We start from the raw sequence: 26,226 nt of genomic DNA on the forward strand, positions 1-26,226 counted from the left end.
GAAATTGCGGTCCCAAGAATAGCTTCACTTCGTACGTTCGCGAAAATCGTAATAGGCGCTGAGGCACAAAAGAGTGATCGCAATTACCGATATAAGAATGCCCCAAGCAACATAATAGAAAATCGTGTTTTCAATCCCGATCACGGTGGGCGATATATAAATTGCCATACCCATGAGGCTGACGATCATAGATGCCGCCGCCCGCACTCGACCGATTTCTTCGGTTTTCGCCAAAATCAATATGCGACCGTCACAAATGGCTCTCCCCAGTGCAAACATTCCACCGAGCAGCGCATAAAGGATGACAAGAACTGGAACGCTTCTTGACGTCGCAAATGCAACCATGACCAATCCCACCAGGGTCAGAATAACAAGTTCCCAACGATGAGCGGTGAAAAGCTTGGTTTGTGCTGCCGCAGTCACGAGAATGGCTCCGCCCCCGATCGCCCATGCTGCTTCAAGAAGACCGTAAACGTCACTGCCTCGCCCAAGGGTGTCTTTGACAAATCCCGGCACAAGAACGTTTGCCATTTGAGATGCGGAAAAAAACAATCCGACATTCACGATGGTGAATGTCAGGGTGCGCTGATTCAGCATGGCTCGTAAGCCTTGTTTCCAGCCAGCAACGATATCATGTGGGTTTGCCGCGGGCTCGTTTTGATAGTCGGAAAAGAAGCGGTTGATGATGAGAAATTGTACCCCCATGAGGGCGACCATTAACAGGACCGACCATATGGTTGGAACATAATGGAGCAAAACGCCGCCAAGTCCTGTCCCGCACAAGATGCCGAGTTGGCGGCAAATAGAAACTCGGATCGAGAGCTTCATACGTTGTGATGCATTCACTGCTAATTGGACGATTCCATCCAGGGCGCCCGCGTTGAGGACCGTTCCAAGGGAAAATAGTGCGGCGTATGCAAACAGCCACGGAGCGGGGGTGCTGACGAGTGCTCCAATGGTCAAGGCAATAACACCCAAAAACCTCAAAGCCTGTCCTCGACGAATGACGGACAGACGATTTTTGCTATCGACAATAACCCCAGCATAGATTGAGAAAATGAACGACGTGGCGCTACTGACGAAGAACAATTGTCCGACCAGCGAAATCGACCCTTCAACTGCTGCGATCCAGGAGGTCACCACAAGGCTAAGCCCAATGGTTGCGAAGGACGCAAACGAAAACACCATGACCGCGACTTCAATTATCGCGACATCACGTAAATGCTGAACTAGCCGGATGGAACGCGTTGGATCTGCCAAAGTCGCGCCTGTTTTTAGAACTCAATAACAATGTTACCCGCCGACCATCTGAAATCAGCGGATAACATTAGCGACTGTAAGCTTCTCTATCTATTGCATAACATAACCGGTTTTGACCGCGTCCGTAGATACACTCCGGAGATAGTTGCGAGTTTCCTCGTGTCCTATAATAGGGTCTTGAAAAATGTCCCGTGCATGGAAGCCACTTGAATTGTTCAGTACGATCATCCGGCGAGATTTTTGTGGGGCGGCGTATCTAAAGGGATTGCGAGCAATAGCAGTCTGAAACGCCTTTAATCGATCAGTGTAGTCGGCGTCGCAATTGTCTTTCCCTGCAAACTTTCCGTTCATGAAAGTTATGAGACTTCCGTCTTCATCCTCACTGAAGATTGCGGTTTTCACTTTTCGCTCAATAACGGAATCGATCTTAGTGCCGCTCTCGCCATATATCGAAGGAGTGAGATCGAAGGTGAAATCGTCGTCGAAGCCTATCCCCTCCACGTGCTCTCCCAGACCTTCAATTGAGGAAATGGGAACCCAATAGAAGCTACCGCAATTTCTATAGTTGATGAACGTATTGTATATAGCAATGTAACGCGGCACACCTAATGTGTTGTTTTGAATACGTCCGTCAGAATGAAATTCGAGGATATCGGTGGGAGATATATTTAAAAGTCCCGCCTCGTTAAGAGCTCTGTTGCTTTCATAGGACGCGCTGAACATCGTGAAGGGTGTGAGGTTCTCGACATCCCTCGATGGATTAATGAGCACTGACGTAAGAGCAACTGACACTAACGCACCTGCAATCGCGTCATCGGTGAGGTCTTCGTAGATCGAGGGCACATCTACAGCAGCGATGCCGCATGTCCTGTCTGAAATATTTGAGTTAATCTCCAAAATCACATCAGAAAACGCAGCTTCGAACTCGTTAGCCAAGTGTTGCAGGGTCGGGGTATCTCGGGTGTCCGCGAGCGATCGCAATTCACCGTCGACATCTAAAACGTCATGGCAAAAGTCGCGCACTTTCTCACGGTTCAGGGCAAATGAAGGCGCTTCCGTGTAGGCGGGGTCGTGTGACATGGGGCTGTCCTTATTCTACGTTAATATGTCGAATTTAAAGACAGAGAGGGGCCGAAAATCGGCCCCTCTCGCATATTCACACTGTGGTTGTGTCGCTGCATTCCGGTCGCGTCAGGCTGGGTTTTACGCCCTTAGCCAGACGCTTCATCGAGACTGTCGTAACGGGTTTGACATCCTTGCGATCATCGTTGGTTTGCATCGTATACTCCCTTGTGAGCAAGATCTCCTGCTCGTCTCGGTTTCTAAACAGCCAACCACTGGCTGCGAGATTCATCCAACCCGAAGTTTTATATTAAATCGAGTGCATGATGTCGCGGGTACCTTTTCGCGCTGTCGAAGGTTCTCACTCGTGCACGACCTTCGAGATGGCTACTGGAGCGCCTGTGAACGCAAAGGTCGCCGAGCATATTGCGCGACCTTAACCGGCAGCTCGTTTGTACCGGCGCAGACGCGAACTCTTTTGCTCGTACTGCATTTTTCGTCCGGCTTCAGGGAGAGGTTATTTGGGAATGTATTTTGTCTTGCAAGGCTAGGAACTGCGCATTTCTCCACCAAACACAGCCTTGATCCACTCGATGATAATCTGCGTAGGTGGTGTCGGCTTCGTGACCGTAATCATGCGGATATCAAAAGATGGAAGGCCAGAAAAACCTTCCATCATACCAAGGATAACCATGTCTTCGGTGACATAGGAGGCTGGAAGCGGGGCAACAGCCAAGTCAGCGCCGATCACCGACCGCTGCATCATGCTGTGGTTGCTGGCATAGGCTATGCGGTACCGTCGGCCGCTTTCTTCTAGCTGTTTGACGGCCGCCTCTCGCCAAATGCAGCCGCTCCCGTAGAGTGCCAATGGTAGAGGCTCGCGCTGGTACGCAATACCACCCTTGGAGCCTACCCATACCATGTGCTCGCTCGCCAGAAGCTCACCCGGTTTGACCGCGCTGTCAGATGCGAAGTTTACGATCGTGAGATCAAGTTGCCCCATCGCCACGCGGTCAATAAGTGTTTCACTGTTGCCCACGACGACGTTTACCGTGATCGAAGGATAAGCATTGTCGATTTCCCTGAGAACCCTTGGTAGGATCCGCTCCGCAATATCGTTCGGTGCGCCGAGCGTAACCAAACCCACGAGATCAGGCGTCAAGAGCTGCGCTACCACCTCATTGGACATCGCTAGCAACCGTCTCGCGTAAAATAGAAGCTTCTCCCCCGATTGCGTCAATGCGACATGTTGTGAATTTCTCACGAAGAGGCTGGTGCAGAGTTGGCCCTCGAGTTTTTTGATCTGCATCGAGACCGCAGACGGAGTCCGATTCACCTCTTTTGCTGCGCTCCCGAAACCGCCTGTGTCAACGATCGCAACAAAGGTTCGAAGGAAATCGATGTCGAGAGGGTTCAACCGCGTTTCAATTCTAGTTTGCGGCACTTCGATCCCTCTCGATATCTATCGCACATGCCGCGTTAGACCGGTCATCCGCGTCCAGGATTAGGTAGCGGAAGGAACTAAAATCCTTGTTCCGGGAACAGGTGGCAGTTGTAAATCTTATGCAATTCATGTCAATTTAATCCAAAGGCAAGGATTCCGGTAAATGGACGACAAAATCAAAAACAATGACAAGCCTGCTCCCCTCGTGGTGCGGGATGGCCTGCGCGCGGCTATTTTCGCCGGTGAGTATGCGGCAGGAACACCATTGCGCCAGGATGAAATAGCAGCGATGTACGGTACGTCGCGCATCCCCGTGCGAGAGGCACTGCGCCAACTGGAAAGCGAAGGCCTTGTCAGTTTTGAGCGAAACAAGGGCGTAATCGTCAAGGGTTTCTCCATCGAAGATGTTGTCGAGATGCTCGAAATCCGGATTGCGCTCGAGTGCCGCGCGCTGAAACTCTCCGTTCCCAATATGGCGCTCGAAGACTTCGAAGCGGCGGAGGCTATTCTGAAAGCGTACGACGAAAGCGAGGACCAGTCGGCGTGGGGTGAACTCAACTGGCAGTTTCACTGGACACTTTATCTTCCATGCCAGCGGCACAAGCTCCTGGACATGATCGAAACCAACTACGGCCACGTCAGCCGATATATCCGCCGCCAGGTTTCCGCGGCGACAGGCAAGACAAAGCCCCAGCACGATCACATAGAACTGCTCGGACTATGCAGATCAGGTGATGTGAATGGTGCCGTGAGTTTGCTCGAGCGGCACATCGAACAAACCCAGAAATCGCTCCGGGCCTCGACGCGTCGCGCAGAAGCCCGGTGATCTTCTTCAGATAATTCCCCGCTCGTGAAGCGGCACGTTGTCGACGACACGCTGCCATCCGAAGCGTGTCAGGTCGATCGTCTCGTAACGACCGTCGAGGAGGAGCTCGGCCATGGCAAGGCCACAACCCGGAGCGTGCATCAAGCCGTGCCCGGAGAATCCCGCCAAGAGATGGAAGTTGGTAAGGCCGTCAGCACCGCTCCCGATGATCACGTTGCCATCGAGATCGTTCTGATCATAAAGGCCTGGCAGAGTATTCTTACATTTCGTCTTTTCGAACTGTGGGAAGCGATGAGCCAGCGCTGGCCAAACGACATTCTCGAAGTAGTCGTGGTCCACCTCGAAATTATATCCGCGCGGCTCGTCGAGTGTCGGCACACCACCGGAATAACCCTTGCCCTCGGGACGGAACGCCAGGCGCTCCGGGTCCTTCAGGTAAGGCAGAGGCTCGATTGGATCTTCGGATTCGAAATAGTGTTCGTACCGACGTAGAGGCTCAATCGGCACCTTGAAGTCCAGCATCTCGCAGAGGTCCTTAGCCCAGGCTCCGGCCGCATTGACGAACTGGCTGGCCTCCAGCGTCCCGCCAGACTTGAGCTTCGCGCGGATGACGATAATGCCCTGCCGGTCAAAACCGAACACTTCATCGGCGACGAAGTCGACACCAAGGCTCTTCGCCTTCTTCCGGAACCCCATGAGAACGCTATGCGGGTCAAGCCAGCCATCGTCCGGCGAGTGAACCGCGGCACCGAGGTCCGACACGTTCATTGAGGGGAATTTGTGCTTGATTTCGTCCGGCTCGAGCCAGAGGACGTTGCAGCCCATTTCCAGTTCAGTGTCGAAATTCTGCTTAAGCATCTCGCGCGATGTCGGAGGTACGATGAAGAGGTAGCCGTTCTTCTTTAATCCGATCTCTGCTTTCTCACCGTCGACCGCCATAGTGTCGGCGAAGTTATCGAAGAACGGAATGCTGAAGTTGGACAGCGCGATGTTCTCGGGAAGCGAAAAAAGACGCCGCACACCGCCTGACGCACGCGGTGTAGAGGCGAGGTTATAAGTCGGATCGCGCTCGACCACTGTCACGCCGACGCTTGGGTTCTTAATCTTGAGAAAATACGCTACGGCCGAGCCGATCGCGCCGCCTCCAATAATGGCAATATCCGTCTTCATCGCCTCTTCCTTGTGATTAGCGGTCAACTGTTATGAGGTTAAAGCAGGCCACGACTGCCTGCCAAAATGTCGCCTGCCAACGACGGGTCTGAGTATCTGTCAGCACTTAGGGCCTTGGCGTATGGAACGAGAGGACCACCCATCACCCAGTCAGCGCAAATTGAGCCGGTCATACAGGCAGCCATCGTACCAAATCCTGAGAGAGCACCAGCGACGAACGCGCCGGGAGTGCCGCTTGGACCAATGAGCGGCCAGTTCTCCTTGGTCATCGTGTAGTATCCACCGTAGTGATGAGCATTGCGGGGAAGCCTGCCGACGTACCGCGCCAGACCGGGTTGAAGACGGCTTGCGCCGCGCAGGACGATATCGGGGAATTCGGGGTCGATCGGTTCTGGTGCGTGCGGGTCCGTAGCCGTCTTATTGTATGCCCAACCCAATTTGATCCAGGCACCATCGACAGCCCCATCGGGTCTGCAGTGGATGCCGCCAATCATCTGCTCCGTAAACCTTGCTGTTGCAGGGTTTTCGCGGAGTAAGTCCATCTCCTCGTCCGTCCAGGCAAGCGTCTGTGGATCGAGGTCGATCGTGAACGGGAGATCGCGCGGCACAACACGCTGCCTGTCTTCGAAGCTGATCTTCTGTTGATAGACACACTCGACGGGCAGATCCTCGCCAAGCATCGCTGCAACGTCGCGGACAAATGGTCCGGCAGCGTTGACCAACCGGTCCGCAACCACACGAACGTGCTCGCCCGCCATCTTGACATTCAGCCAGAAGGGCTCGCGGTTGTCGATCGACATTAACTCCCCGCGAAGTATCCGCCCGCCTTTGTTCCGGATACGCTCCAGCATGTATTGGCCGAGTTGCTGACCGCTGATCGAGCCGGCACGACGCACGTGAAGGACGGTGTGAACGTCCTTTGCCAGTGTCGGGAACACGCGCTGAATCATTGCTTGATCGCAAACTACGTCCACGCCTGCCGGAGCGCCAGCCCAGTCGGAACTGGACTCTTTGTAGGAGCTTTGCGGCGCACCACCTTCATATACTCTCAGGCGGCCGGGATTATCGCGGTACGACTCCTCGAGCTCCCCCATCAGGTCATCCGGTCGCTCTCTGCGGGTGATGAGGGCATAACCCCGCCGCGTCATATTGATCATGTTGCCGGAATCCCGGGCAATGCGATCCATGAGATCGATGCTGTCATCTGTAAATTTTCGCATGACCGCATCTGGCCACCAGTTGCGGTAGTTCTCGCCGGATTGGGCAGAGGTGAGACTCATCGGATCGCGAGGATCGATAATGACAACGCGCTTCACACCGTATTTTTCGACGAGATAGTAGGCGACCGAGATGCCGACAATGCCAGCCCCTATGATGGCGACCTCGGCATGTTCCTGCCCACCTGACATTGCAATCTCCCTGCCTCATTACCCTGCCCTCAACAAAGGCGAGATATTATCCAACTTCTGATAATTGAATACGATACAGAAATCTTTTATACAATACCGAAGTTTCACTTTCCCGCGGTGGGATCGTTGAATGGCGGATGTGAGGAAGATGATTATGTACGGTGAAAAACTGGCAATGCTGATCGACGGAGAGTGGATCGGTGCTGACGCGCGCGATAGCGAAGCCCTTTTTAATCCCGCGACCGGAGAGGAGCTTGCCGCGCTTCCCCGGGCAACAATTTCGGATCTCGACCGGGCGCTCGACGCGGCCGGACGTGCGTTCCGGACGTGGAAGCGGACGACAGCCGCCCATCGCTGGCAGGTCCTCAGCCGTGCCGCCGACCTGATTGAAGAACGCAAGGCCGAAATCGCGCGCGTACTGACTCTGGAGAACGGCAAGTCGCTTCGCGAGGCCGCTGGCGAAATTCAGTTTTGCGCCGACGCGACGCGGTGGTACGCCGAAGAAGGAAAACGCGCCTACGGCCGCACTATCCCGTCGCGTAGCCTCGACATACGCCAGACCGTGCTTCGCGAGCCCGTCGGTCCTGCCCTCGGCTTCGCGGCCTGGAATTTCCCCGGTGGCAACGTGACGCTCAAGATCGCCGCCGCCCTTGCCGCAGGCTGCAGCATCATCGTGAAGCCGAGCGACGAGACCCCGGGGACGGCAGTTGCCATCGCGCGTTGTTTCCAAGATGCCGGGGTGCCGGACGGTGCGCTTAACCTCGTATTCGGTCCTCCTGCGCCGATCTCGGAACACCTGATTGCGTCAAGGATTCCCAAGAAGGTGTCACTCACCGGCTCGACCCCGGTAGGTAAGCTTCTGCAGCGACTCGCATCCGACACCCTCAAGCGCTGCACGATGGAGCTTGGCGGTCACGCGCCCGTCGTGGTTTTCGCAGACGCCGATATAGAGAAGGCACTCGACGCTTTGGTGCCGTCCAAGTTCAGGAATGCTGGACAGGTCTGCACTTCACCGACCCGCTTTTACGTTCAGGAAAGCATCTACGATCGATTTGTTGACGGTTTCGTCGAACGCACCAAGAAGATCGTTGTTGGCAACGGGCTTGACGATGCGACGCAGATGGGACCGTTGATCACGAACCGCCGGCTGGACATGATGGATGAATTCGTGACTGACGCCAAAGCTCTGGGAGCACAGGTTCTGCTCGGCGGCGAACGCATTGCCGGCACGGGTAATTTCTATCTGCCAACGGTTCTGCGCGACGTCCCTGACAACGCAAAGGTTATGACGGAAGAGCCGTTCGGCCCCCTCGCCCAGTTCGCGTCCTTCAACACTATGGACGAAGTCATCGAGCGGGCAAACGGTCTGCCTTGGGGCCTTGCGTCGTATGTGTTCACAAGAAGCGCCGCAATCTCGGCCACGATGAGCGAAGAGCTTGAAACAGGTTGCGTCGGCATCAACCACACCTCCGTCCACGAAGCCGAGACGCCATTCGGCGGTGTGAACGAGTCAGGTTACGGTTCAGAAAGCGGAATGGAGGGGCTAGACGCCTACCTCCGCACCAAGTTCGTCGCAGAAAAGCGCGTACTGTGACAGACAGCGACCTGGGAAAGAGCGATCGCACTCGCCGTCCCGCACCTGAACTGGTACGGGACGGCCTGCGAACGGCTATCTTCAGCGGAGATTTGACTGAAGGCACACAGCTTCGACAGGATCAGCTTGCCGAGCAGTACGGCACAAGTCGCATCCCGGTGCGTGAGGCACTCCGGCAGCTGGAGGCTGAGGGCCTCGTCAAAATTGAGCCAAATCGTGGTGCGGTGGTGACTAGCCTCTCGCTCGACGATGTCCTCGAAATGCTGGACATCCGCATAGCTTTGGAGTGTCATGCCCTTCGCCTGGCTATACCGAATATGGCGGAGGAAGACCTGGAGCATGCGGCAAGCATCCTTGATGCTTACAATTCGGACCCGGACCCCGGGAACTGGGGTACGGTCAACTGGAGTTTTCACTCGACGTTGTATGCGCCTTGCCACCGGCCGAAGCTCTTGCAGATGATCGAGGCCAATAACGGACATGTGAACCGCTTCGTGCGAATGCAGGTCTCGCTGGCAGCGGGCAAGGAGCGACCGCAGCGCGAACATGAGACACTGCTGGAGCTCTGCCGTGAAGGAAGGATCGAGGCGGCCGTAAAGCTTCTCGAAACACATATTGAGCAAACCCAGAAATCCTTCCGAGCCAGCCGACGCCAACGAGGTTGAGCACCAAAAGCGTTTCGTCTTCAAGCGGCGCAAAGGGTTGGCTGAAGATGAAGAGCTCTAGGATCAGGGGGAAAGCTGCTATGACGCAAGCCGGCGCGGCAGTTCTATCGGCCGCAGGACCGCAGGCGACTGTGCCGCCGCGCCTGTCGCCCGCCACTTCAAGCGCCGGCTTTGACCCATTCATGACATCGCGGCCCATGGCACCATTATTGACAGGCAGGATGGCGTGCCAGGCGCTCGACGAGAAAATCCACGAAAACCCGCAGGCGGGCAGGCACGGTATTGCCCCCAACGAACACCGCATGGATGGCCTCGCGGTCACCGGGGTTGAACGGCTCGAGCAGCGGCACGAGCCGGCCCGAGGCGATATCCTCGGCGACATGGAAGCTGCCGACCCGCGCAATGCCGGCCCCCTCGCGGGCGAGCTGGACGAGGGTCTCGCCGTTATTGGCTTCGATGGTGCCGTGGACCGCAAGCGCATAATCGCGCCCATCCTTCCGGAACGGCCAGCCTGGTTCGATGCGCCGAAAGTTGAAATTCAGGCAATTGTGGCCTGTCAAATGCTCGGGAATTTCCGGAATGCCGGCGCGAGCGAGATAGTCCGGCGAGGCGACGATCGTGCGGCCGGTCTCTCCCAGCCGTCGTGCCGTCAACAAACTGTCAGGCAGCGGGCCGAAGCGGATGGCGACATCGGCCCGGCCGCCCATGATATCGGCCAGCGCGTCGCTCAGGCTGATGTCGAGCAGGATGCCGGGATAAATCGTCGAAAACTCCCCGAGAAGCGGCACGATCTGAAGACGCCCATGGGCCAGCGCTGCGCTGATGCGCAACCGGCCGCGCGGGGATGCCTGATCGGCGATGGCATCTTCGGCCTCTGTCATGTCGGACAGGATGCGCAGGGCGGCGCGATGATAGGCCTCGCCCTCCGGTGTCAGGGTGATCGAACGGGTCGTTCGCACGACGAGACGTATGCCCAGGCGGCTTTCAATGCGGCTGATGATGCGGCTGACGGCCGACGGGGTCAGGGCGAGAAGACGCGCCGCCGCAGACAGGCTGCCTTCACGCACGACGGCCGCGAAAGCTTCCATCTCACCCGATCTGTCTGCCATGCCACGTGCCACTTATGAATCCTACGCAAAGAACCTGGTCCGAATGACGGGATACTCAAGGCTTTTCGGTTCATTCATAAGTTTGTGACGCATAATGAGGACATTTGCAATGAAACTGAACCTTCCTTTGCTGGCGCTCGCCATGGGCGCCTTCAGCATCGGCGTCACCGAATTCGCCCCCATGGGTCTCCTGCCGGTGATGGCGGCCGATCTCGGTGTCTCCATCCCCACGGCAGGATTGCTCGTCAGCGCCTATGCCATCGGCGTGCTCGTTGGCGCTCCCGTGATGACGCTCACCACGGCGCGCGTGCCGCGACGGACCTTGCTGATGGGCCTGATGGCGGTTTTCACGCTCGGCAATCTGCTCTCGGCGATCGCCGGCGATTACACACTGCTGCTGATCGCGCGCGTGGTCACCTCATTCAATCACGGCGCCTTCTTCGGTGTCGGGGCGGTGGTGGCAGCAAGCGTCGTGGCACCGGAGCGCCGGGCGGCGGCCGTCGCCACCATGTTCATGGGGCTGACGATCGCCAATATCGGCGGCGTTCCGCTCGCCACCTGGGCCGGCGAGGTCTTTGGCTGGCGGTCGGCCTTCTGGGGCATTACCGGTCTCGGCATACTGACCATGATCACCCTGTGGCTGGCTTTGCCACATCAGCCTGCAGACAAGGATGCGGACATGATGCGGGAACTGCGGGTGCTGAAACGCCCGGCCGTTCTCGCCGCCCTGGCCCTGACCGTCGTGGGCGCCAGCGCCATGTTCACGGTCTTCACCTATATCGTGCCCATCCTGCAGGTCGAGACGGAAGCGTCGTCCGCGTTTGTGACCGCGATGCTGGTTGTTTACGGTCTCGGCCTGACGGTGGGTAACTGGCTGGGCGGACGCTATGCCGATCGCTCGATCGATGGCACACTGATCGCCACCCTGGCCGGTCTGGTGGCTTTGCTGGTTCTCTTTACCTACGGCATGCACTGGCCCGCACCTGCCGCCGTTCTGATCTTCCTGTGGGGCGTGGCAAGCTTCGCCCTCGTGCCGCCGCTGCAGACACGGGTCATGGTGGCCGCCGCCGATGCCCCGAACCTCGCATCTGCGGTCAATGTCGGCGCTTTTAATCTCGGCAACGCCATCGGGGCCGCCCTTGGCGGGGCGGTCATAAATGCCGGTCTCGGCTATCCCGCGGTGTCGTTGGCTGGAGCCACAATGGCGGCCGGCGGACTGGTGATGGTGCTGGTCTTGCGGCAGGGGGCGGGCAAACGCGCCCTCCCGCAAAATTGCGGGTGATGGCGCGTGCATCATGTCATAACCGCCTTTTAGAGCGCTTCATCTTCATCCGGACGCCTTCTGCCGGAAGGAATGTCGGCCTGGACCAAGGCGGTTGGCGAAGAGCGAAGCTGAAGCTGCAGTCGAGACGGCAGCCACCGGTAGTGAGCGAAATTCATCCGGCCCGATGGGTTGGCTGAAACCGGCCGTCCGCAGCGTCGGCCCGCTTGTATGATGGGCCCGGCATCGCCCTGCGCCGACCTTCTCGCGGCCCGGCCGGTTTGAGCCAGCAGAATTACTTCCGTTTGAAGATGAAACGCTCTAAGGGCGCTCAACCTCCGTTCAGCCATTTTTGCCGCGCTGGGAGATCAAGGTTCCGCCGAAAGCCCAGTTGTCGGCGCTGACGTCATTGAAGACGATGCTCACGGTTTCAGCTGTGCAGCCGCAGTGCTCGACGAGGGCATCGGTAACGGCCTTTGCGGTTTTCTGCTTCTGCTCGACCGTGCGCCCTTCCGAAAGATCGATAGTGATCCAAGGCATTGCTTTTCCTTTCTTTTCAAGCGCCTGCGGAATTCGCCTCAGGTCGCCAGTTTCGATTTGACAATACTTTATACAATAAATATAAATCGTATCCAATCTGTTTCTTGACGAATAGGGCGATCCCAGGGTGAGCGCATGCAGTATGATTACATAGTCGTGGGCGCCGGTTCGGCGGGCTGTATCGTGGCCGCCCGCCTGGCCGAAGACCCCAGGAGTAAGGTATTGCTCCTCGAGGCCGGAGGCTCAGACCGTAGCCTCGTCATCTCGATGCCGGCCGCCCTACCCTTCGCCTATCAGAGCAAGAAACTTGGCTGGGGCTATCAATCTGGCCCGGAACCCCATCTTGGCGGCCGGACCATCGATGAGAAGCGAGGCCGGGTGATCGGAGGCTCATCTTCCATCAACGCCATGTTGTTCAACCGCGGCAATCCGCTGGACTTCGACAGCTGGGCTGACGATGGCCTGACCGACTGGAGCTACGGTCATGTGCTTCCGTATTTCCGTCGCATGGAGACTTTCCAGGATGGCGCTGACGATTTCCGTGGTGGCGATGGCCCGATGAAGATCAGCCGCTGCAAGGCGGATCACAAGCTCCACGACGTGTTCCTTCGAAGCGGCGAACAGGCTGGTTACTCGGTAACGCAGGATCACAACGGCTACCGACAGGAAGGCCTTCATATCGCACAGGCCTACATCCACCATGGGTCACGGTGGACGCCTGCCGACGGCTACCTGCGCCCTGCCCTGAAGCGTGGCAACCTGACGCTTCTCTCCAACGCATCCGTCCGGCGTGTGATCATCGAGAACGGCGCCGCAATCGGCATCCAGGTCGAGGACAAGGACGGAACGCGACAGATTACGTGCGATCGCGAGGTCATCCTCTGCGCCGGCGCGTTTAACAGCCCGCAACTGCTGATGCTGTCCGGCGTCGGTGATCCGGACGATCTGCGCTCGCTCGGGATCGAACTTAAAGCCGAAGCCAGGCAGGTTGGACGGAACCTCGAAAATCATCCCGGCGTCAACTTGCAGTACACGACCGGTTACGAAGATTCCCTCGTCTCCGAGCTTAACCTCTTCGGGCAGGCAAAACTCGGAGCTGACTGGCTGCTTCGCAAGAAGGGTCTTGGCACCTCGAACTTCTTCGAGACCGGAGCCTTCCTGCGTACACGATCCGATGTCACCTATCCGAACATGCAGTTTGAGTTCCTGCCCCTGACCCGCCAGCTCAAGAACGGAAAGCTGGTCGCCATACCCGGTTTCCAGTTCTGGATGGACCTTTCCAGGCCCCAGAGCCGCGGCCAGGTGAAACTCCGCTCGGCGAGCCACAAGGACGCCCCTTCGATCGTGTTCAACCATCTGAGCACGCAGCAGGACATCAAGGACATCATCGACGGCATCCGAATGGCGCGCGAGATGATCAGACAGCCAGCTTTCGACAGGTTCCGCGGCATCGAGCTTGCTCCCGGTCCGGACGTCCAGACGGATAGCGAGCTGGAAGCATTTATCCGCGCCAATGTCGGCACGTCGTTCCACCCGGCGGGAACTTGCCGGATGGGTACGGATGCCGATGCAGTCGTTGACGGCGAAGGCAGGGTGAACGCCGTTCGACGCCTGCGCGTCGTCGATGGCTCGATCATGCCGAAAATCGTCACCGCCAATCTCAGCGCCTCGATCATGATGATGGCTGAGAAGATTTCGGACTGTATCCTCAACAAGGCTCCGCTGCCCGCCTCCACTGCAACCTATTACCAATCTGCCAACTGAGCGCCCCCGGCGTCTCATCGGAGACACGCGACATGAAAATTCTGGTCACCGTCAAACGGGTCGTCGACTACAATGTAAAGATCCGCGTCAAGCCTGATGGCTCGGGCGTCGATCTTGGCAACGTGAAGATGTCCATGAATCCCTTCGACGAGATCTCCGTCGAAGAAGCGCTTCGCCTCAAAGAGGCCGGGAAAGCCGATGAGGTTGTCGTCATTTCCGTTGGCCCCACAAAGGCGGAAGAAACGCTTCGCACCGGGCTCGCCATGGGCGCGGACCGCGCCATCCTGGTCGAGACCGAAGACAATCTGGAGCCGCTTGCCGTCGCCAAGGTCGTCAAAGCCATTGCCGAACAGGAGCAGCCCGGCCTGATCATCGTCGGAAAGCAGGCAATTGACGACGATTCCAACCAGACCGGACAGATGTTGTCGGCGCTTCTGGGCTGGCCACAGGCGACATTCGCGTCAAAGGTCGAACTGAAGGAAGGTTCCGTGGACGTCAGCCGCGAAGTGGACGGTGGTATCCAGACCATCAACGTCAAGCTCCCTGCGATCGTTACCTCCGACCTGCGTCTTAATGAGCCGCGCTACGCATCGCTCCCCAACATCATGAAGGCAAAGAAGAAGCCGCTCGACAAGAAGGCCCTGGCGGACTTCGGCATCGAAACCTCGGCACGCCTCAAGGTTCTCAACACAGAGGAGCCGAGCGGACGTAAGGCCGGCATCAAGGTGAGCAGTATTGCCGAGCTCGTCGACAAGCTGAAGAACGAAGCTGGCCTTCTGTAATTGGCCGAATTGAGGAGTATTCACACATGACCATCCTTCTTCTCGCAGAACACGACGGCTCCACCGTTTCGGACCAGACTGCAAAGGCCCTGACGGCCGCTCTCCAGATCGGCAGCGACGTCGATATCCTAGTGACGGGCAAAGGTGCTAAAGCAGCCGCCGAGAGCGCCGCAAGACTGACCGGTATCACGAAGGTCATTCTGGCGGACGACGTATCGCTTGCGCACGGCCTCGCGGAACCGCTCGCCGCCCTTATCGTCTCACTGGCGGGTGGCTATGACACAATCATTGCCGCCGCGACCTCCTCGGCAAAAAACGTCATACCGCGGGTCGCGGCCTTGCTTGACGTCATGCAGATTTCGGAGATCACGGATGTCGTCTCCGCAGATACCTTCAAGCGTCCGATCTATGCCGGAAACGCCATTCAGACCGTTCAATCCATTGATCAGAAGAAGGTCATCACAGTCCGTGCGACCTCGTTCTCCCCCGCCCCACAGGGCGCACCGGCTGGCATTGAGGAATTATCGGCCGCAGCCTTTCCTTCCGATCTTTCCAGTCACGTATCGGACGAACTTTCCAGATCAGATCGCCCCGAGTTGACTTCGGCGAAGATCATCATTTCGGGCGGCCGGGCGCTCGGCTCGTCCGAGAAATTCAGGCAAGTCATTCTTCCCGTAGCGGACAAGCTTGGCGCTGCCGTTGGCGCGAGCCGGGCAGCGGTCGATGCGGGATATGCGCCGAACGACTGGCAGGTCGGCCAGACCGGCAAGGTGGTCGCACCGCAGCTTTACATCGCGGTGGGCATTTCCGGTGCGATCCAGCACCTGGCCGGGATGAAGGACTCGAAGATTATCGTCGCAATCAACAAGGACGAGGAAGCACCGATCTTCCAGGTTGCGGACTATGGTCTCGTCGGCGACCTCTTCGAAATCCTGCCTGAACTCGAGAAATCCCTCTAACAGGAATTGGAAAAGCCCATGGCGCACATCGTACTTGTCGGAGCCGGGAACATGGGCTTTGCCATGCTTGGCGGATGGAAAGCTGGAACCCACCACCGTTTTACAATCGTGGAGCCAGACGACCGTCTTCGCGAACGCGCCGCTGCGCAAGGCATATGCGTCCTTGCGCGTCTTGCCGACTGGACGGGTCCCGCATCGGCCGATGCGGTCATCGTGGCCACGAAGCCGGATGCCGTTCCAACTGTCGTCTCGAAAGTCCCTGCCGTTGCCAGCAATGGCGCGGTGGTGATCTCGGTCGCCGCCGGCGTGACAATCCAGGCGATCACAGCCGCTCTCGGGACCATGAGCATCGGCGTCATCCGAGCCATGCCGAATACGCCCGCCGCTATCGGCGAGGGGATGATCGTCTGCTGTAGCGCAGAAGCCGTGACGGAAGCCCAACGCGAGTTGGCCCAGGAATTGATGTCCTGCGTCGGCACGACAATCTTCGTCCGCGACGAGACATTGATGGATGCCGTAACTGCTGTGTCTGGGTCCGGCCCGGCCTATATCTTCCACTTCGTCGAAGCGCTGACAGCTGCGGCTCAGGCAGCAGGCCTTGATGACGAGACTTCGTCCCTGCTCGCCAAGCAGACCGTGTTCGGTGCGGCAAAGCTGATGATCGAGAGCGCCAACTCTCCGTCCGAGCTCCGTCGCCAAGTTACTAGCCCCAAAGGCACCACCGAGGCAGCTCTCAATATTCTTATGCGCGAACGAAGCGGATTGACCGCCCTGCTCACGGAAGCCGTCGGAGCAGCAAAAGCGCGTTCGATCGATCTGCGGGAATCAGCCTCCAGGTAGCCACAACGCTCTCCAGTCACAACGCGGTCGCAAGCGACCACGTGTCGGGTTGGTACAGTCGAGGACCGACAGCATTTGAATAGGTGCTGTCGGTCCAAAGCGGACGTAGATCATTCCGTCCAGGATTCGATTTGCGCCAGTTGCAGTCATTGCGCCTGGTCTTGACTGCAGGCACTCTCTCGAAAACAAACAAGGCCCAGAGGATTGCAATGCTTCGAAAAGCGATTGCCGCTGACATCGCGGCCCTCAAAGTGGTCCGGTCGACTGTCGTTGAGAATACCCTCAGCGATCCGTCGAAGGTCTCGGACGACGATTATGCGTGGTTTCTTAGGAATCCAGGCATTTTTGTTTGGGAGGAGGTTGGAATGGTTGTGGGTTTTCCGCAGCCGACCCACGCGATGGCAGTATTTGGGCACTCTTCGTCACACCGAGCTTTGAAAAGAAAGGCATAGGATCGAGTCTTCTCGCAGAAGCCTGTGCTTGCCTCCGATCGTCGGGCGTCAAGCGGGCATGGCTTACGACCGACCCGGGAACCAGAGCCGAACAGTTTTATCGATCGGCGGGGTGGCAACATATTGGCGAGAAGGACAATGAACTTCTTTTCGAGATGCAATTGTAAACTCTCAGGCAGGATGGGGCTGCATTGGTCCGACTGCGATCATTGGGAATCTCATAAATCGGTCGTGAAACTTTGACCCTGGCGATTGAGTGATGCGACCTTCGTTGTGGGCGTCTACTTCTAAAGAGCGGGGAGTACGTCTTCGGCAAGCTGAGCCAAGATCTCGTTCACCGGGCGTCCCGTGTCGTTAAGATTGAGAAGGACTTGGTGGGTGCCGGAATGAAATGGTCCCGTCGATTCCCTCATCAACAATGCGGGCTATGGTCACGAAGGTTTTGTGGAATGGGCCATAGTGGACCTTGTCCGCGGCCCGTCGATGTAATCGCTCCCGACCCCGCGCAATTCGGACAGCGAGTCCATCGCCGCGCACGTCCCTGGCGGTGGGCATTTTATTTGACTGGATGGTGGCCCGGCGTGAAAGGGGCCACCATGGAAACGGAAGCTTGGCTTCCGCAAGACATATCATCCTATCGGATGTGCTGAAGGAAGGTCGAAAGGCGATCGCTTGGCGGGTTTGACAGCAACTCCTTGGGGTCACCGTCATGAAGGATGTGGCCTTTGTCAATGAACAGCAATCGGCTGCCGACGTCCCTTGCAAATCCGATTTCATGCGTGACGACGACCATCGTCATTCCCTCGATCGCAAGTTGCCTCATGACCTGAAGCACTTCGTGACGGAGTTCCGGGTCCAAAGCAGACGTGGGTTCATCAAAAAGCATTAGCTTCGGCTTGATGGCAAGAGACCGCGCAATGGCCACACGCTGCTGTTGCCCGCCGGAAAGTTGGCTGGGATAATAGTCAGCTCTTTCCCTGAGTCCCACCTTGTCCAACAAATCACGGGCGATGGATTCGGACTCGGCCTTACTCGCACCGCGAACCTTCCTCGGTCCGAACATAACGTTCTCAAGTGCCGTCATATGCGGAAACAAGTTGAACTGCTGGAAAACCATTCCAGCTTCCAGTCGGATTTGGCGTATCTCTGCCGCGGTTCCTTTGGCACTGATCCCATCGACGATCAGGTCGCCGCCCTGGATCGTTTCAAGGGCGTTAATGCAGCGGAGAAGGGTGGATTTTCCAGACCCGGAAGGACCGATGAGGAAGACAATCTCGCCTGGATCGATTGAGAGATCAACGCCCTTCAGCACTTCGAGGTTGCCGAAGCTTTTCACGACTTTTTTGAATTGGACGATACTCATGACAGTTGCGCTCGCTTCTCGATCAGACGAAACGCGATCGCCATGATGCTGATAATCACAAGATAAATCGCGCCGACCGCCGTCCAGATTTCGACGGCGCGGTAGTTCTCAGTCATGATCTCCTGCCCCGTTCGGGTCAGCTCGGCGACGCCAATTACGATCAGCAGCGACGTATCCTTCAGGCCGATGATGAACTGGTTGCCGAGGGCCGGCACCATCCGGCGAAATGCCACAGGTCCGATGATGTGGAGCAACACCTTGTGCAGAGGCAGTCCCATCGCCAGGCCGGCCTCGCGAAGGCCATGGGGGACGGCCAGGAAACCCCCACGCACAATTTCCGAGAGATATGCGGACGAGTTGACCGTCAGCGCGATCATACCGGCGGTCAGCGCCGTCAGCTTGATATCGAGCAATGAAGGTAGCGCGAAATAGATGAACATGATCTGCACCACCATCGGCGTGCCGCGGATCAAGCCGACATACACCTGCATGATGAAAGAGATATATTTTGGCGCATATGTCCTCGTGACACCAATCACCGTTCCCAGGATCATTCCCGCCAGAAGCGACGCGGCGGCAACCATAACGGTTACAGCCGCGCCGCGTAGCAATGCGGGAAGAGCGTCGTAGATTGCCGACCATTCGAAGGTCATGACAGCTCCCCTTCAGTGTAGATTACATCGATGTTAGTGAGTTCTCACTTCGCAGACTTGCCAAACCACTTTGTGTGGATGGCATCGTAACGGCCATCAGATTTGATGGTCTTCAGCGCTGCGTTGACCTTGGCGACGAGCTCGCTTCCCTTCGGAAATGCGATGCCTACCGGAATGCCGTCACCGACCGGTTTTTCGAGAACTTTCACCTTGTTGTCGCCTTCGGTCTGCGCGTAATAGGCTAGGAACGGATAATCGTAGACGACGGCATCGGCACGGCCTGCCCGCAACTCCATGAACATGTTGGTCACCTGCGGGAACAGGGTTACGTTGGCAGTTGGAGCGTTTTCCTTGAGCCAGGCCGTTGCGGCGGCACCTGTCACGGAAGCGACTTTTTTACCCGCAAGGTCTTCGCCGGACTTGATGGTGGTATTGTCAGTCGCCACGAGAACGCCGAGCGAACTGGTGAAATAGACGTCGGAGAAGTCCACGACCTTCTTGCGAGCATCGGTCATGAAGATGCTGGAAATCGCGAGGTCGATATTGGCTGTCTGCAGGGCCGGAATAAGGGCACCAAAGTCCATAGGGTTTACTTCGTATTTGAAGCCGGCATCTTTTGCGATTTCAGCCAATAGATCCTGGTCAAAACCGACGAATTTTTCGTTCTGAACAAAGTCGAACGGTTTTGAATCAATACTTGTGCCGACAACGATAGTCTTGTCCTGCGCCAAAGCTGAATGAGCCAAAGTTACGGTCGCAATGACCGCTGCAAGAAGTGTGCGTCTGTTCATTCTCTTGTTCCCCATTTTTTGAGTTGAAGCTGGCCTGGGTCCCGCCCGTCGAACACTCAGGGTCAACCAAAATGGATACAATCACACAGAATCACATAAATCAATTCGAAATCGTATAAAATAGTGACAGCACGCATACAGCTCGATGGTGGCGCTGCGGTATGCGCTCTCTGCGCAAAAAAGCTGAAATCCTTGACGATACTGGCTTGTCGTCGTGGGGAATGGGTATGGCCTCTCGGGAGACAGACCTGATCGAAGCAAGCGCACGCTGTGCAGTGATGCCAGACTAGATGGCTAGTGAAAGTTACGGCTTTTCACCCTCGATTTTCGGCGACGTGACGGGACTGTCGCCGCACTCGTCAAGGCGGGTTTTCCCGCCGAGATCAGGCGGCCGGGCAAATCGGTTGCTGGAACTGCGCCAAACAAGATTTGCAATCGTGGGAAAAGTCGAGCCGCGGTGCGGTTGGAGATCCTTCCATCGCTGATGGATCAATTTGCCAAAGCTCCCGAGAAACTGTCGCACTTTGCCACCGCCGTGGGTGTAGGGATGGGGAGCAGCATTTTTTACTTGCGACCTTTAGCGTATGCGATGCTCCGCTCGCACCCCGATCATTAACCGCCCTGCAAAGCAGGTGTCGCTTTATTTCGAAAGCCTGTTCAAAACCTGCTCCGCCCCTCTCATAGCATTCAAAACGATAGCAATGTTTCCTGCGCATAGCGATTGAGACTTGCTTTGGACCGGTTCTTTAGGCCCACTGACCGACTTCTCGAATGACCCGTCGCAGCCATTGATGTCCCGGATCGGCGTCGTAGCGGGCATGCCAGGTTTGAACGACCCGAAACGACGGGATCGCAATCGGAGGAGGAAAGAGCTGTAGAGGTAGCCTATTCGCGAGGGGTCCAAACAGGCGGCGAGGTTCTGTCGCCACAAGGTCAGATGAGTCCACTAGCAACGGCGCCATCAGAAAATGGCCTACAGTGACCGCCACCTTCCTTCTCAAGCCCTTCTCCGCCAAAACGGAATCCACATAACCGTGCGGATGGCCCTTCATCGACACTTGCAGGTGCCGCAAGCGCAAGTATCGGTCAAGATCCACTGAAGCATCGACCTCGGGATGATCCGCTCGACTGGCACATACGAAATCTTCTTCATACAATAGTTCCTCGCGCATATGAGAGGGCGGGTCTGGAAAGTTTCCGGCAATGAGCTCCACTGCGCCGTCTTCGAGCATGGTTAGACCTACGCTGCGGCTAGTGTTGCGGACTACGAGCGACACGTCAGGGGCCTCGTGGTCGAGACGGGCCGTCAAACGGGGCAGGAGCACAAGGGCAGCATAGTCCGAGAGGCCCATAACAAACTGGCGGGAACTGTCCGCTGGATTGAAGCCGCGTGAGCCGAAAAGCACATCATCCACCTGGTCTAGGATCGAGCGGACAGCGGGGGCCGCTTGCTTGGCGACGGAAGTAGGAACCATACCCCGCGGAGACCTTACGAACAGAGGGTCACCAAACAATCCCCGCAGACGCCCGAGCGAATGGCTCACCGCGGACTGCGTTAGTCCGATCCGATCAGCTGCTCGGGTGACGTGCCCCTCCGCGATCAGAGCATCAAACACAACGAGCAGATTAAGGTCGATACTTTTCAAATGAATTCTCTTCATGATCAATATGCTAATTATGAATTTGTGTAATCGCAAGAGTGCCGCCAATGTTCGATAAACGGTTACTCTAACACTAGGTAAAGCACGTTATACGGTCAGGAATCGCCATGGCACCGACTGTCGTTTCAAGACTGAGATCCGACCGAAAAACGGTCTTCGATCGACACAAGCCTCACGCTCTCAATGAAGGACATTCACATGATTGATCGCCGCACCATGCTGTCTACCTTGATGCTCGCAAGTTCCGGCTTTTTGGCCATGGTCGTCGCACCAACGTCTTCCGCCCAAGCCGCCAGCGCGCGCGTTGAACGCCGTTGGAATGGATTCAGTTCACCTGTGGGAATGGCCTTCGATTCCTTCGGAAATCTCTTTGTCGCGGAATGGAGTGTTGGGCGCGTCTCGCGCATCACACCCAATGGCGATCGAAGCACTTTCGCCAATGGTCTGTCGGGTCCATCCGGGTTGGCAATCGATGCGGATGGCCGAATCTACGTTGCATCCTACTCCAGGGATGAAGTGTATCGATTTTCAGCGGACGGAAGCAGGGAGACATACCTCTCCGGTCTTGCGACACCGGCCGGCCTTAGCTTCGATCGGACGGGGAGGCTCCTTGTCGCGAACCGGCAGACCAATGAGATCCTGGCATTCGGGCAAGACAGGAAGCGCGAAATCGCGGTCTCAGGATTGCAGACGCCCGTCGGCGCCGTGCATCGACCCGATGGCGGCTTCATTGTATCGAACATCGGCGGCGGCGTCACAATCCTTCGCGGGAATGGGAAGCGTATAGAGACTGGCGAGGCGCTAAGGACGCCGGGACCGGGAATTGCCCAAACGACCGATGGGCGTGTGTTTGTGGTCGACTATGGAGGAACCGGAATTCATGAGATCTTCGATGACGGTCGGACTGTGCTTTTCGCGGACGGTTTGTCGAGTCCCGTGGGTCTCACGATTTCCGCGTCCGGCGAACTCTTCTCCGCCGATTGGGGCAACGGGGCCGTCTATCGGATCGGTCTCTCCGCTTGAATTCAGCTAGCAGCTAGCAGTGGCGGACGTGGATGAAGCGATGTTCAGACAAGTACTGACAGCAGGCTGGAGCCGAAATCCAGCTGGGCAGGTGGCCATTTCCGCGGGCCTAATGGCCTGTCAGGAGAGAGGCTTGATCGACACAAGAGCGCACTCGCAGCGGTGCCAGATTACATGGCTAGTGAAAGTTACGGCTTTTCACCTTGAGAGTATCGATATGCAAATCCGGAATGAGAACATTCCGCGGCTTCACCGCTAGAGCTCGATCTCGTGAATCCGGACTTCCCGGCGCGCCGTGTGAAAATTCGTCACCTCGGCCGGTCGGCAGCTCGAAAGCCTGATCGCGATCGGCGAGAGCCGACAGGTCACCCGACAAATCGAAGAGTTGTTGAGCGATAAGGTGCACGACCTCCCCTTCCCGCTGGATACGACCATTGATCGCCATCATGCTCGATCCCAACACCACGCGTCGACGCTGCTCGAATAGCTTGGGCCAGACAACGACATTGGCCGGGCCAGTCTCGTCTTCGATAGTGAGGAACATCACACCCTTTGCCGAGCCCGGTTTCTGGCGCCCTAGTACCAACCCTGTCGTCATGAGCCAGCGACCGTCGCGGGCCGTCATCGCCTCCTCGCAGGTAACGATGCGTCTTTCGACAAGATCCTTCCGCAAAAAGGCGACTGGATGCTCGCGCAGCGTCAAGCCGGTATGACTGTAGTCCAGGACTACGTTGTGAGCCTAGATTGATCGATCTGGACAGCTTTTTTGAAGTCTTAAGCAGTCAGGTGCCTAAGGATGAGAGGCAGGAAAACCGTGCCGCTCCGACAAGGCGGCAAGAATTCTGTCTTTCTGTTGGATGAAAGCATGCCCGTTGTAAGTACCGGTTTGATGGGCCGATGTCTCCCCTTCAGCAAGAACAAGCAAAGGCAAAGATTGGTTTTTCTCCCCCACCAACTCAACGACCGGCAGTCTGGGTCGGGCCCACGCAATTCGCTCTACGTCGAGACGTTGCGCGAGTTCTGGAAAGGATGCGAGGATTCCTTCCAGCAAGGCACAGTGCCAGCAATAGAAAATTTGCCCTGGATAGGCCGGATCTTCGAAGCCAGGACGAAGCAGGAAGAGCTTATCTTTGTTCATAGTTCATAGTTCATAGTTCATAGTTCATAGCGCATTGCCTTCTGTACATGATCCCTACGCGCCGACGGCTTAAGGCTTTGTCGTGACAGCGTGCCGCATCGCTTCTCGCATCGCAACCACAAATGCGATGAGAGCGCACATAGCACAGAGGCCGACGATCATCGTTGCCCCGCCCCTGATGCGTTGCGATCGGCTAAAGCCGCCAAGACGACCGCGATGGCTGCTAGAGAAAATGCAAGGGGAGCGACTGCCTCCCATCCGAAATGCGATACCGCGAGGCCGAAGATTGGCGGACCGACGAGCGAACCAAGAGCTCCGCATTGCGCAAGGGCTGCATTCGCTGACAAGATCGCAACCTCTCCGTCCTTGCGGCCTGCCAGAGCCGTTTCAGGCAAGCGTGCAAAAATGAGGGCCGGGCACACGCCGAGGACTGCACTGAAGGCCCCCGCGACAATCGCCGCGGAGGCTTGCCCGGCGCCGGCGATTGTCGCGAACGGCGGAAACAAGAAGAACAACGCGAGCGAGGCCCCGAACAAGCTTAACGCAATCATTACCTGCCAACGCCGACGATAGTCCTGCCCTAGTACAGAGCGCGTTCCGACATGCGCGCAAAGACTGCCGAGGACGCTTGCAAGCGACGCGATTCCGGTAATTGCGCCCGCATCGCTGTAACTGCTTGCATACTGCGTCATCAGATAGGTCGGGAGTAGCACGATAATCCCAACGACGATCATCGCGTAACAGCCAAAACTCGCCGCCAATCCCCAAACCGCCCCAAGTCTGAATTCAGTACGCGGATAGTGGATCTGTGCTGACTGCGGCAGTTGAAGGCAAGGCAATAGCAGCAACAGACTTAGAGGTGCCCAGACAATTAGGGCGGCAGAGACCGACCAGTGCTCAGCCAGATATCCCGATAGAAACGCACCTAGTGCAAAGCCTACCGGGACGAAGGTGCTCCAAAGAATAAGCGCAGCACGACGGTCCCGTTCGTCCGGCATGAGAGTAAGAATGCTGGGCGCTGCGATGGCGATCAGCATATAGGCGACACTTTCCGCGAACCTGAGTGCCGCGAAATATGAAGCCGTGACGACGATCCCTTCCAACAGAGTTGCGACGGCGAGTAGCGTTAGAGCAATTAGAAGGGCGGCCTTTCCGCCGAGATATGCAACGAGGCGCCAGGCCGAAAAAGCCAATACGGCCGTCGTCAGTTCGAGCGCTGATGCCAGCCAAGCCGCCCCAGTGAGGGTTAAATGCAGCCGTTCACGGAGGGCGGGTAAAAGCGCCGCCGCCTTACCAAGCTGAGCAGCCGCTACGACGCCGACAATCCAGATCGTGATGTAGAGTTTACTTTGCATTTTTCCACGTTTCAAAACGTAATTATTTGAATAATCGAGATATCTAAAACAAATCATCATTTTCGGCAGAAATTTTCAACTAAATACCATGCATAAAATATGCACAACCGTGGACAAAATTCATATTTACAAGCTTTAATATCAGTATTTACGAAATAGAATGCGAAAAAGCGCGAATATTTGTTGAATATTCGAAAACTACAATAATTATAATCACAATTTTACTATGACATGAATGATGGAAGCGAGCGAGAGGCTGAACTTGGTGTCACGAGTTGCTGCCACGGAAATCAATTCGGGATCGCGGTATTGTTTTACCGGTTGAAAGCTCGAATTGAGCATCCTCGCTATCTTCAAGTGTCGTCACCAGACGGCCGATCATACCATTCGATAGCAAGATACGTTCCCAGATAGCTCTGCTTTGCGGAATATGAATTATCGGATGATTGTTAGGTCCGGTCGAGATGATCGTCCTCGCGCCCAATTGATCCGTCCAGCCACTCTTTTTAAGAGCCAGCTCGGCATCCAATATCTCTTGCGATGCATAAGGCAGCATCGACTTTCCAATCACGTCGGGCAACGACGTTTTCCATTCGTCGAGCCGGCGCCCCGAAGCGCTCAGCAGACAATGGGTTTGGTCGCAGATAAGATGTACTTTAAGGCTTGATGTAGTGACGAGACGTTTGATAGCGTCATCCTCTGGGAGCGTCACAAAGCGATAGAAAATGGTGTGAAGCCGTGTTTTTGTGTCCTCTGGAAGCAGGCTCTTTCTGCGCTCCCACCGCGAAATAGTCGCTTGGTCAACGCCGGCAAGCTCCGCGAGATGTGACTGCTTCATATTTCGCATTTTTCGAATGTGGCGCAAGGTGGGGCCATCAATCTGCATCAGTCATATCCTTCTCGATTTGGTATCCACTATCTCCTGTGATGCAAAAGGCAGCATGACGTCTCCAATCGTGTCGGCAACGGTGTTCTTCATTCATCGAACAGAGCTGGCTCGGGAAATTTGAACAGCGGGGATAAGTGGAATTTCTGCCTGACTTCGGCTTAGATGCCGTGAACAGGAGATACCATGACGAGACGACCGCGCCGGAACCACAGCCCG

Annotated in this window: 25 protein-coding genes and 2 pseudogenes; 11 read left to right on the plus strand and 16 right to left on the minus strand. The window is 56.6% G+C overall.

Translation table 11 applies throughout. The annotated features are described in order from the left end of the window. Window positions 1-24: 24 nt before the first annotated feature. From OK142_RS23405 to OK142_RS23420, 4 genes are all read right to left on the minus strand, one after another. Complete coding sequence (locus tag OK142_RS23405) at window positions 25-1,260, minus strand: MFS transporter (RefSeq protein WP_498685552.1); 1,236 nt, start codon at window positions 1,258-1,260, stop codon at window positions 25-27. 90 nt (window positions 1,261-1,350) lie between these two features. Further along, on the minus strand, window positions 1,351-2,340 hold the full coding sequence (locus OK142_RS23410; protein WP_498685553.1) for a hypothetical protein: 990 nt from the start codon (window positions 2,338-2,340) through the stop codon (window positions 1,351-1,353). A 76-nt stretch (window positions 2,341-2,416) separates the two neighbouring features. Further along, window positions 2,417-2,539 carry a hypothetical protein gene (locus OK142_RS23415; protein WP_498685554.1) on the minus strand — a complete coding sequence of 41 codons (123 nt, stop codon included), beginning with the start codon at window positions 2,537-2,539 and terminating at the stop codon, window positions 2,417-2,419. Between the two features lie 330 nt (window positions 2,540-2,869). Continuing rightward, window positions 2,870-3,739 carry a LysR substrate-binding domain-containing protein gene (locus OK142_RS23420; RefSeq protein ID WP_498685556.1) on the minus strand — a complete coding sequence of 290 codons (870 nt, stop codon included), beginning with the start codon at window positions 3,737-3,739 and terminating at the stop codon, window positions 2,870-2,872. 190 nt (window positions 3,740-3,929) lie between these two features. Between OK142_RS23420 and OK142_RS23425 the strand changes: the two genes are divergently transcribed. After that, entirely contained in the window at window positions 3,930-4,592 is a 663-nt protein-coding gene (locus OK142_RS23425) for a GntR family transcriptional regulator (protein ID WP_498685560.1), read from the plus strand. Between the two features lie 6 nt (window positions 4,593-4,598). Here OK142_RS23425 and OK142_RS23430 read toward each other — a convergent pair whose 3' ends face one another. Both OK142_RS23430 and OK142_RS23435 read right to left on the minus strand, forming a co-directional pair. Then, window positions 4,599-5,762, minus strand: a complete 1,164-nt coding sequence (locus tag OK142_RS23430; protein ID WP_498685562.1) for an NAD(P)/FAD-dependent oxidoreductase — start codon at window positions 5,760-5,762, stop codon at window positions 4,599-4,601. A 38-nt stretch (window positions 5,763-5,800) separates the two neighbouring features. Continuing rightward, the gene (locus OK142_RS23435) at window positions 5,801-7,171 is read right to left on the minus strand and encodes an NAD(P)/FAD-dependent oxidoreductase (protein WP_498685564.1); all 1,371 of its coding nucleotides are present in this window, start codon (window positions 7,169-7,171) and stop codon (window positions 5,801-5,803) included. A gap of 154 nt (window positions 7,172-7,325) precedes the next feature. On the opposite strand from OK142_RS23435, the gene OK142_RS23440 reads away from it, so the two are divergent. Together OK142_RS23440 and OK142_RS23445 are read left to right on the plus strand one after the other, a co-directional pair. Further along, the gene (locus OK142_RS23440; RefSeq protein WP_498685566.1) at window positions 7,326-8,765 is read left to right on the plus strand and encodes an NAD-dependent succinate-semialdehyde dehydrogenase; all 1,440 of its coding nucleotides are present in this window, start codon (window positions 7,326-7,328) and stop codon (window positions 8,763-8,765) included. Continuing rightward, window positions 8,762-9,430 (plus strand): GntR family transcriptional regulator, encoded by a 669-nt coding sequence (locus tag OK142_RS23445; protein WP_498685567.1) that lies wholly within the window; start codon window positions 8,762-8,764, stop codon window positions 9,428-9,430. Before OK142_RS23440 ends, OK142_RS23445 begins: the two co-directional genes overlap by 4 nt. A 206-nt stretch (window positions 9,431-9,636) precedes the next feature. Here OK142_RS23445 and OK142_RS23450 read toward each other — a convergent pair whose 3' ends face one another. Then, window positions 9,637-10,551, minus strand: a complete 915-nt coding sequence (locus tag OK142_RS23450) for a LysR substrate-binding domain-containing protein (protein WP_498685568.1) — start codon at window positions 10,549-10,551, stop codon at window positions 9,637-9,639. 97 nt (window positions 10,552-10,648) lie between these two features. On the opposite strand from OK142_RS23450, the gene OK142_RS23455 reads away from it, so the two are divergent. Then, on the plus strand, window positions 10,649-11,821 hold the full coding sequence (locus OK142_RS23455; protein ID WP_498685570.1) for an MFS transporter: 1,173 nt from the start codon (window positions 10,649-10,651) through the stop codon (window positions 11,819-11,821). Between the two features lie 321 nt (window positions 11,822-12,142). On the opposite strand, the gene thmT is transcribed toward OK142_RS23455, so the two are convergent. Further along, window positions 12,143-12,436 carry a 2-hydroxymuconate tautomerase gene (gene thmT, locus OK142_RS23460; protein ID WP_498685572.1) on the minus strand — a complete coding sequence of 98 codons (294 nt, stop codon included), beginning with the start codon at window positions 12,434-12,436 and terminating at the stop codon, window positions 12,143-12,145. 39 nt (window positions 12,437-12,475) lie between these two features. On the opposite strand from thmT, the gene OK142_RS23465 reads away from it, so the two are divergent. The 5 genes from OK142_RS23465 to OK142_RS23485 all read left to right on the plus strand — a co-directional run bounded on the left by OK142_RS23465 (window position 12,476) and on the right by OK142_RS23485 (window position 17,304). Beyond that, entirely contained in the window at window positions 12,476-14,104 is a 1,629-nt protein-coding gene (locus tag OK142_RS23465; protein ID WP_498685573.1) for a choline dehydrogenase, read from the plus strand. Between the two features lie 32 nt (window positions 14,105-14,136). Continuing rightward, window positions 14,137-14,886 carry an electron transfer flavoprotein subunit beta/FixA family protein gene (locus tag OK142_RS23470; RefSeq protein WP_498685575.1) on the plus strand — a complete coding sequence of 250 codons (750 nt, stop codon included), beginning with the start codon at window positions 14,137-14,139 and terminating at the stop codon, window positions 14,884-14,886. 26 nt (window positions 14,887-14,912) lie between these two features. Continuing rightward, window positions 14,913-15,845, plus strand: coding sequence for an electron transfer flavoprotein subunit alpha/FixB family protein (locus OK142_RS23475; RefSeq protein WP_498685578.1), 933 nt, complete (start codon window positions 14,913-14,915; stop codon window positions 15,843-15,845). Window positions 15,846-15,863: 18 nt separating this feature from the next. Further along, window positions 15,864-16,685 (plus strand): pyrroline-5-carboxylate reductase, encoded by an 822-nt coding sequence (proC, locus tag OK142_RS23480; RefSeq protein ID WP_498685580.1) that lies wholly within the window; start codon window positions 15,864-15,866, stop codon window positions 16,683-16,685. A 349-nt stretch (window positions 16,686-17,034) separates the two neighbouring features. Next, complete coding sequence (locus tag OK142_RS23485; RefSeq protein ID WP_498685582.1) at window positions 17,035-17,304, plus strand: GNAT family N-acetyltransferase; 270 nt, start codon at window positions 17,035-17,037, stop codon at window positions 17,302-17,304. A 467-nt stretch (window positions 17,305-17,771) separates the two neighbouring features. On the opposite strand, the gene glnQ is transcribed toward OK142_RS23485, so the two are convergent. Genes glnQ through OK142_RS23500 form a run of 3 tightly spaced genes read right to left on the minus strand, consistent with a single transcriptional unit; the run spans window position 17,772 to window position 19,884 of the window. Continuing rightward, window positions 17,772-18,500: a glutamine ABC transporter ATP-binding protein GlnQ gene (gene glnQ / locus OK142_RS23490; protein ID WP_498685585.1), complete on the minus strand. Its 729-nt coding sequence runs from the start codon at window positions 18,498-18,500 to the stop codon at window positions 17,772-17,774. Then, window positions 18,497-19,153: an ABC transporter permease subunit gene (locus OK142_RS23495; protein WP_498685587.1), complete on the minus strand. Its 657-nt coding sequence runs from the start codon at window positions 19,151-19,153 to the stop codon at window positions 18,497-18,499. Before OK142_RS23495 ends, glnQ begins: the two co-directional genes overlap by 4 nt. 44 nt (window positions 19,154-19,197) lie before the next feature. Continuing rightward, window positions 19,198-19,884: a transporter substrate-binding domain-containing protein gene (locus OK142_RS23500; RefSeq protein ID WP_498685589.1), complete on the minus strand. Its 687-nt coding sequence runs from the start codon at window positions 19,882-19,884 to the stop codon at window positions 19,198-19,200. Between the two features lie 415 nt (window positions 19,885-20,299). On the opposite strand from OK142_RS23500, the pseudogene OK142_RS23505 reads away from it, so the two are divergent. Beyond that, window positions 20,300-20,560, plus strand: a pseudogene (locus tag OK142_RS23505) (poly-gamma-glutamate hydrolase family protein); the annotation flags it as partial. Between the two features lie 130 nt (window positions 20,561-20,690). Here the strand turns inward: OK142_RS23505 and OK142_RS23510 are convergent. Next, on the minus strand, window positions 20,691-21,590 hold the full coding sequence (locus OK142_RS23510) for a LysR family transcriptional regulator (RefSeq protein ID WP_498685590.1): 900 nt from the start codon (window positions 21,588-21,590) through the stop codon (window positions 20,691-20,693). Between the two features lie 213 nt (window positions 21,591-21,803). Between OK142_RS23510 and OK142_RS23515 the strand changes: the two genes are divergently transcribed. Then, window positions 21,804-22,628 (plus strand): NHL repeat-containing protein, encoded by an 825-nt coding sequence (locus OK142_RS23515; RefSeq protein ID WP_498685592.1) that lies wholly within the window; start codon window positions 21,804-21,806, stop codon window positions 22,626-22,628. A gap of 178 nt (window positions 22,629-22,806) precedes the next feature. Here the strand turns inward: OK142_RS23515 and OK142_RS23520 are convergent. The 4 genes and pseudogenes from OK142_RS23520 to OK142_RS23535 form a co-directional block, all read right to left on the minus strand. After that, window positions 22,807-23,364 (minus strand): annotated as a pseudogene (locus tag OK142_RS23520) (OB-fold nucleic acid binding domain-containing protein); the annotation flags it as partial. Window positions 23,365-23,418: 54 nt separating this feature from the next. Continuing rightward, window positions 23,419-23,766 (minus strand): DUF3088 domain-containing protein, encoded by a 348-nt coding sequence (locus tag OK142_RS23525; protein WP_498685594.1) that lies wholly within the window; start codon window positions 23,764-23,766, stop codon window positions 23,419-23,421. Between the two features lie 158 nt (window positions 23,767-23,924). Further along, a complete protein-coding gene (locus OK142_RS23530; RefSeq protein WP_498685596.1) occupies window positions 23,925-25,181 on the minus strand; it encodes an MFS transporter in 1,257 nt (418 codons plus the stop codon). 208 nt (window positions 25,182-25,389) lie between these two features. Continuing rightward, window positions 25,390-26,007, minus strand: a complete 618-nt coding sequence (locus OK142_RS23535; protein WP_498685597.1) for a helix-turn-helix domain-containing protein — start codon at window positions 26,005-26,007, stop codon at window positions 25,390-25,392. Window positions 26,008-26,226: the final 219 nt, after the last annotated feature.

This window comes from Agrobacterium sp. BT-220-3 (genome assembly GCF_025910175.1).
Classification (GTDB): Bacteria; Pseudomonadota; Alphaproteobacteria; order Rhizobiales; family Rhizobiaceae; genus Agrobacterium; species Agrobacterium oryzihabitans.

Bases quoted from the DNA above. Each gene is read 5' to 3' on its own strand.
- OK142_RS23410 (WP_498685553.1), bottom strand. From the start codon at position 2,340: ATGTCACACGACCCCGCCTACACGGAAGCGCCTTCATTTGCCCTGAAC.
- OK142_RS23415 (WP_498685554.1), bottom strand. From the start codon at position 2,539: ATGCAAACCAACGATGATCGCAAGGATGTCAAACCCGTTACGACAGTC.
- OK142_RS23425 (WP_498685560.1), top strand. From the start codon at position 3,930: ATGGACGACAAAATCAAAAACAATGACAAGCCTGCTCCCCTCGTGGTG.
- OK142_RS23430 (WP_498685562.1), bottom strand. From the start codon at position 5,762: ATGAAGACGGATATTGCCATTATTGGAGGCGGCGCGATCGGCTCGGCC.
- OK142_RS23435 (WP_498685564.1), bottom strand. From the start codon at position 7,171: ATGTCAGGTGGGCAGGAACATGCCGAGGTCGCCATCATAGGGGCTGGC.
- OK142_RS23440 (WP_498685566.1), top strand. From the start codon at position 7,326: ATGTACGGTGAAAAACTGGCAATGCTGATCGACGGAGAGTGGATCGGT.
- OK142_RS23455 (WP_498685570.1), top strand. From the start codon at position 10,649: ATGAAACTGAACCTTCCTTTGCTGGCGCTCGCCATGGGCGCCTTCAGC.
- OK142_RS23465 (WP_498685573.1), top strand. From the start codon at position 12,476: ATGCAGTATGATTACATAGTCGTGGGCGCCGGTTCGGCGGGCTGTATC.
- OK142_RS23470 (WP_498685575.1), top strand. From the start codon at position 14,137: ATGAAAATTCTGGTCACCGTCAAACGGGTCGTCGACTACAATGTAAAG.
- OK142_RS23475 (WP_498685578.1), top strand. From the start codon at position 14,913: ATGACCATCCTTCTTCTCGCAGAACACGACGGCTCCACCGTTTCGGAC.
- proC (WP_498685580.1), top strand. From the start codon at position 15,864: ATGGCGCACATCGTACTTGTCGGAGCCGGGAACATGGGCTTTGCCATG.
- glnQ (WP_498685585.1), bottom strand. From the start codon at position 18,500: ATGAGTATCGTCCAATTCAAAAAAGTCGTGAAAAGCTTCGGCAACCTC.
- OK142_RS23495 (WP_498685587.1), bottom strand. From the start codon at position 19,153: ATGACCTTCGAATGGTCGGCAATCTACGACGCTCTTCCCGCATTGCTA.
- OK142_RS23515 (WP_498685592.1), top strand. From the start codon at position 21,804: ATGATTGATCGCCGCACCATGCTGTCTACCTTGATGCTCGCAAGTTCC.
- OK142_RS23525 (WP_498685594.1), bottom strand. From the start codon at position 23,766: ATGAACAAAGATAAGCTCTTCCTGCTTCGTCCTGGCTTCGAAGATCCG.
- OK142_RS23530 (WP_498685596.1), bottom strand. From the start codon at position 25,181: ATGATGATTTGTTTTAGATATCTCGATTATTCAAATAATTACGTTTTG.
- OK142_RS23535 (WP_498685597.1), bottom strand. From the start codon at position 26,007: ATGCAGATTGATGGCCCCACCTTGCGCCACATTCGAAAAATGCGAAAT.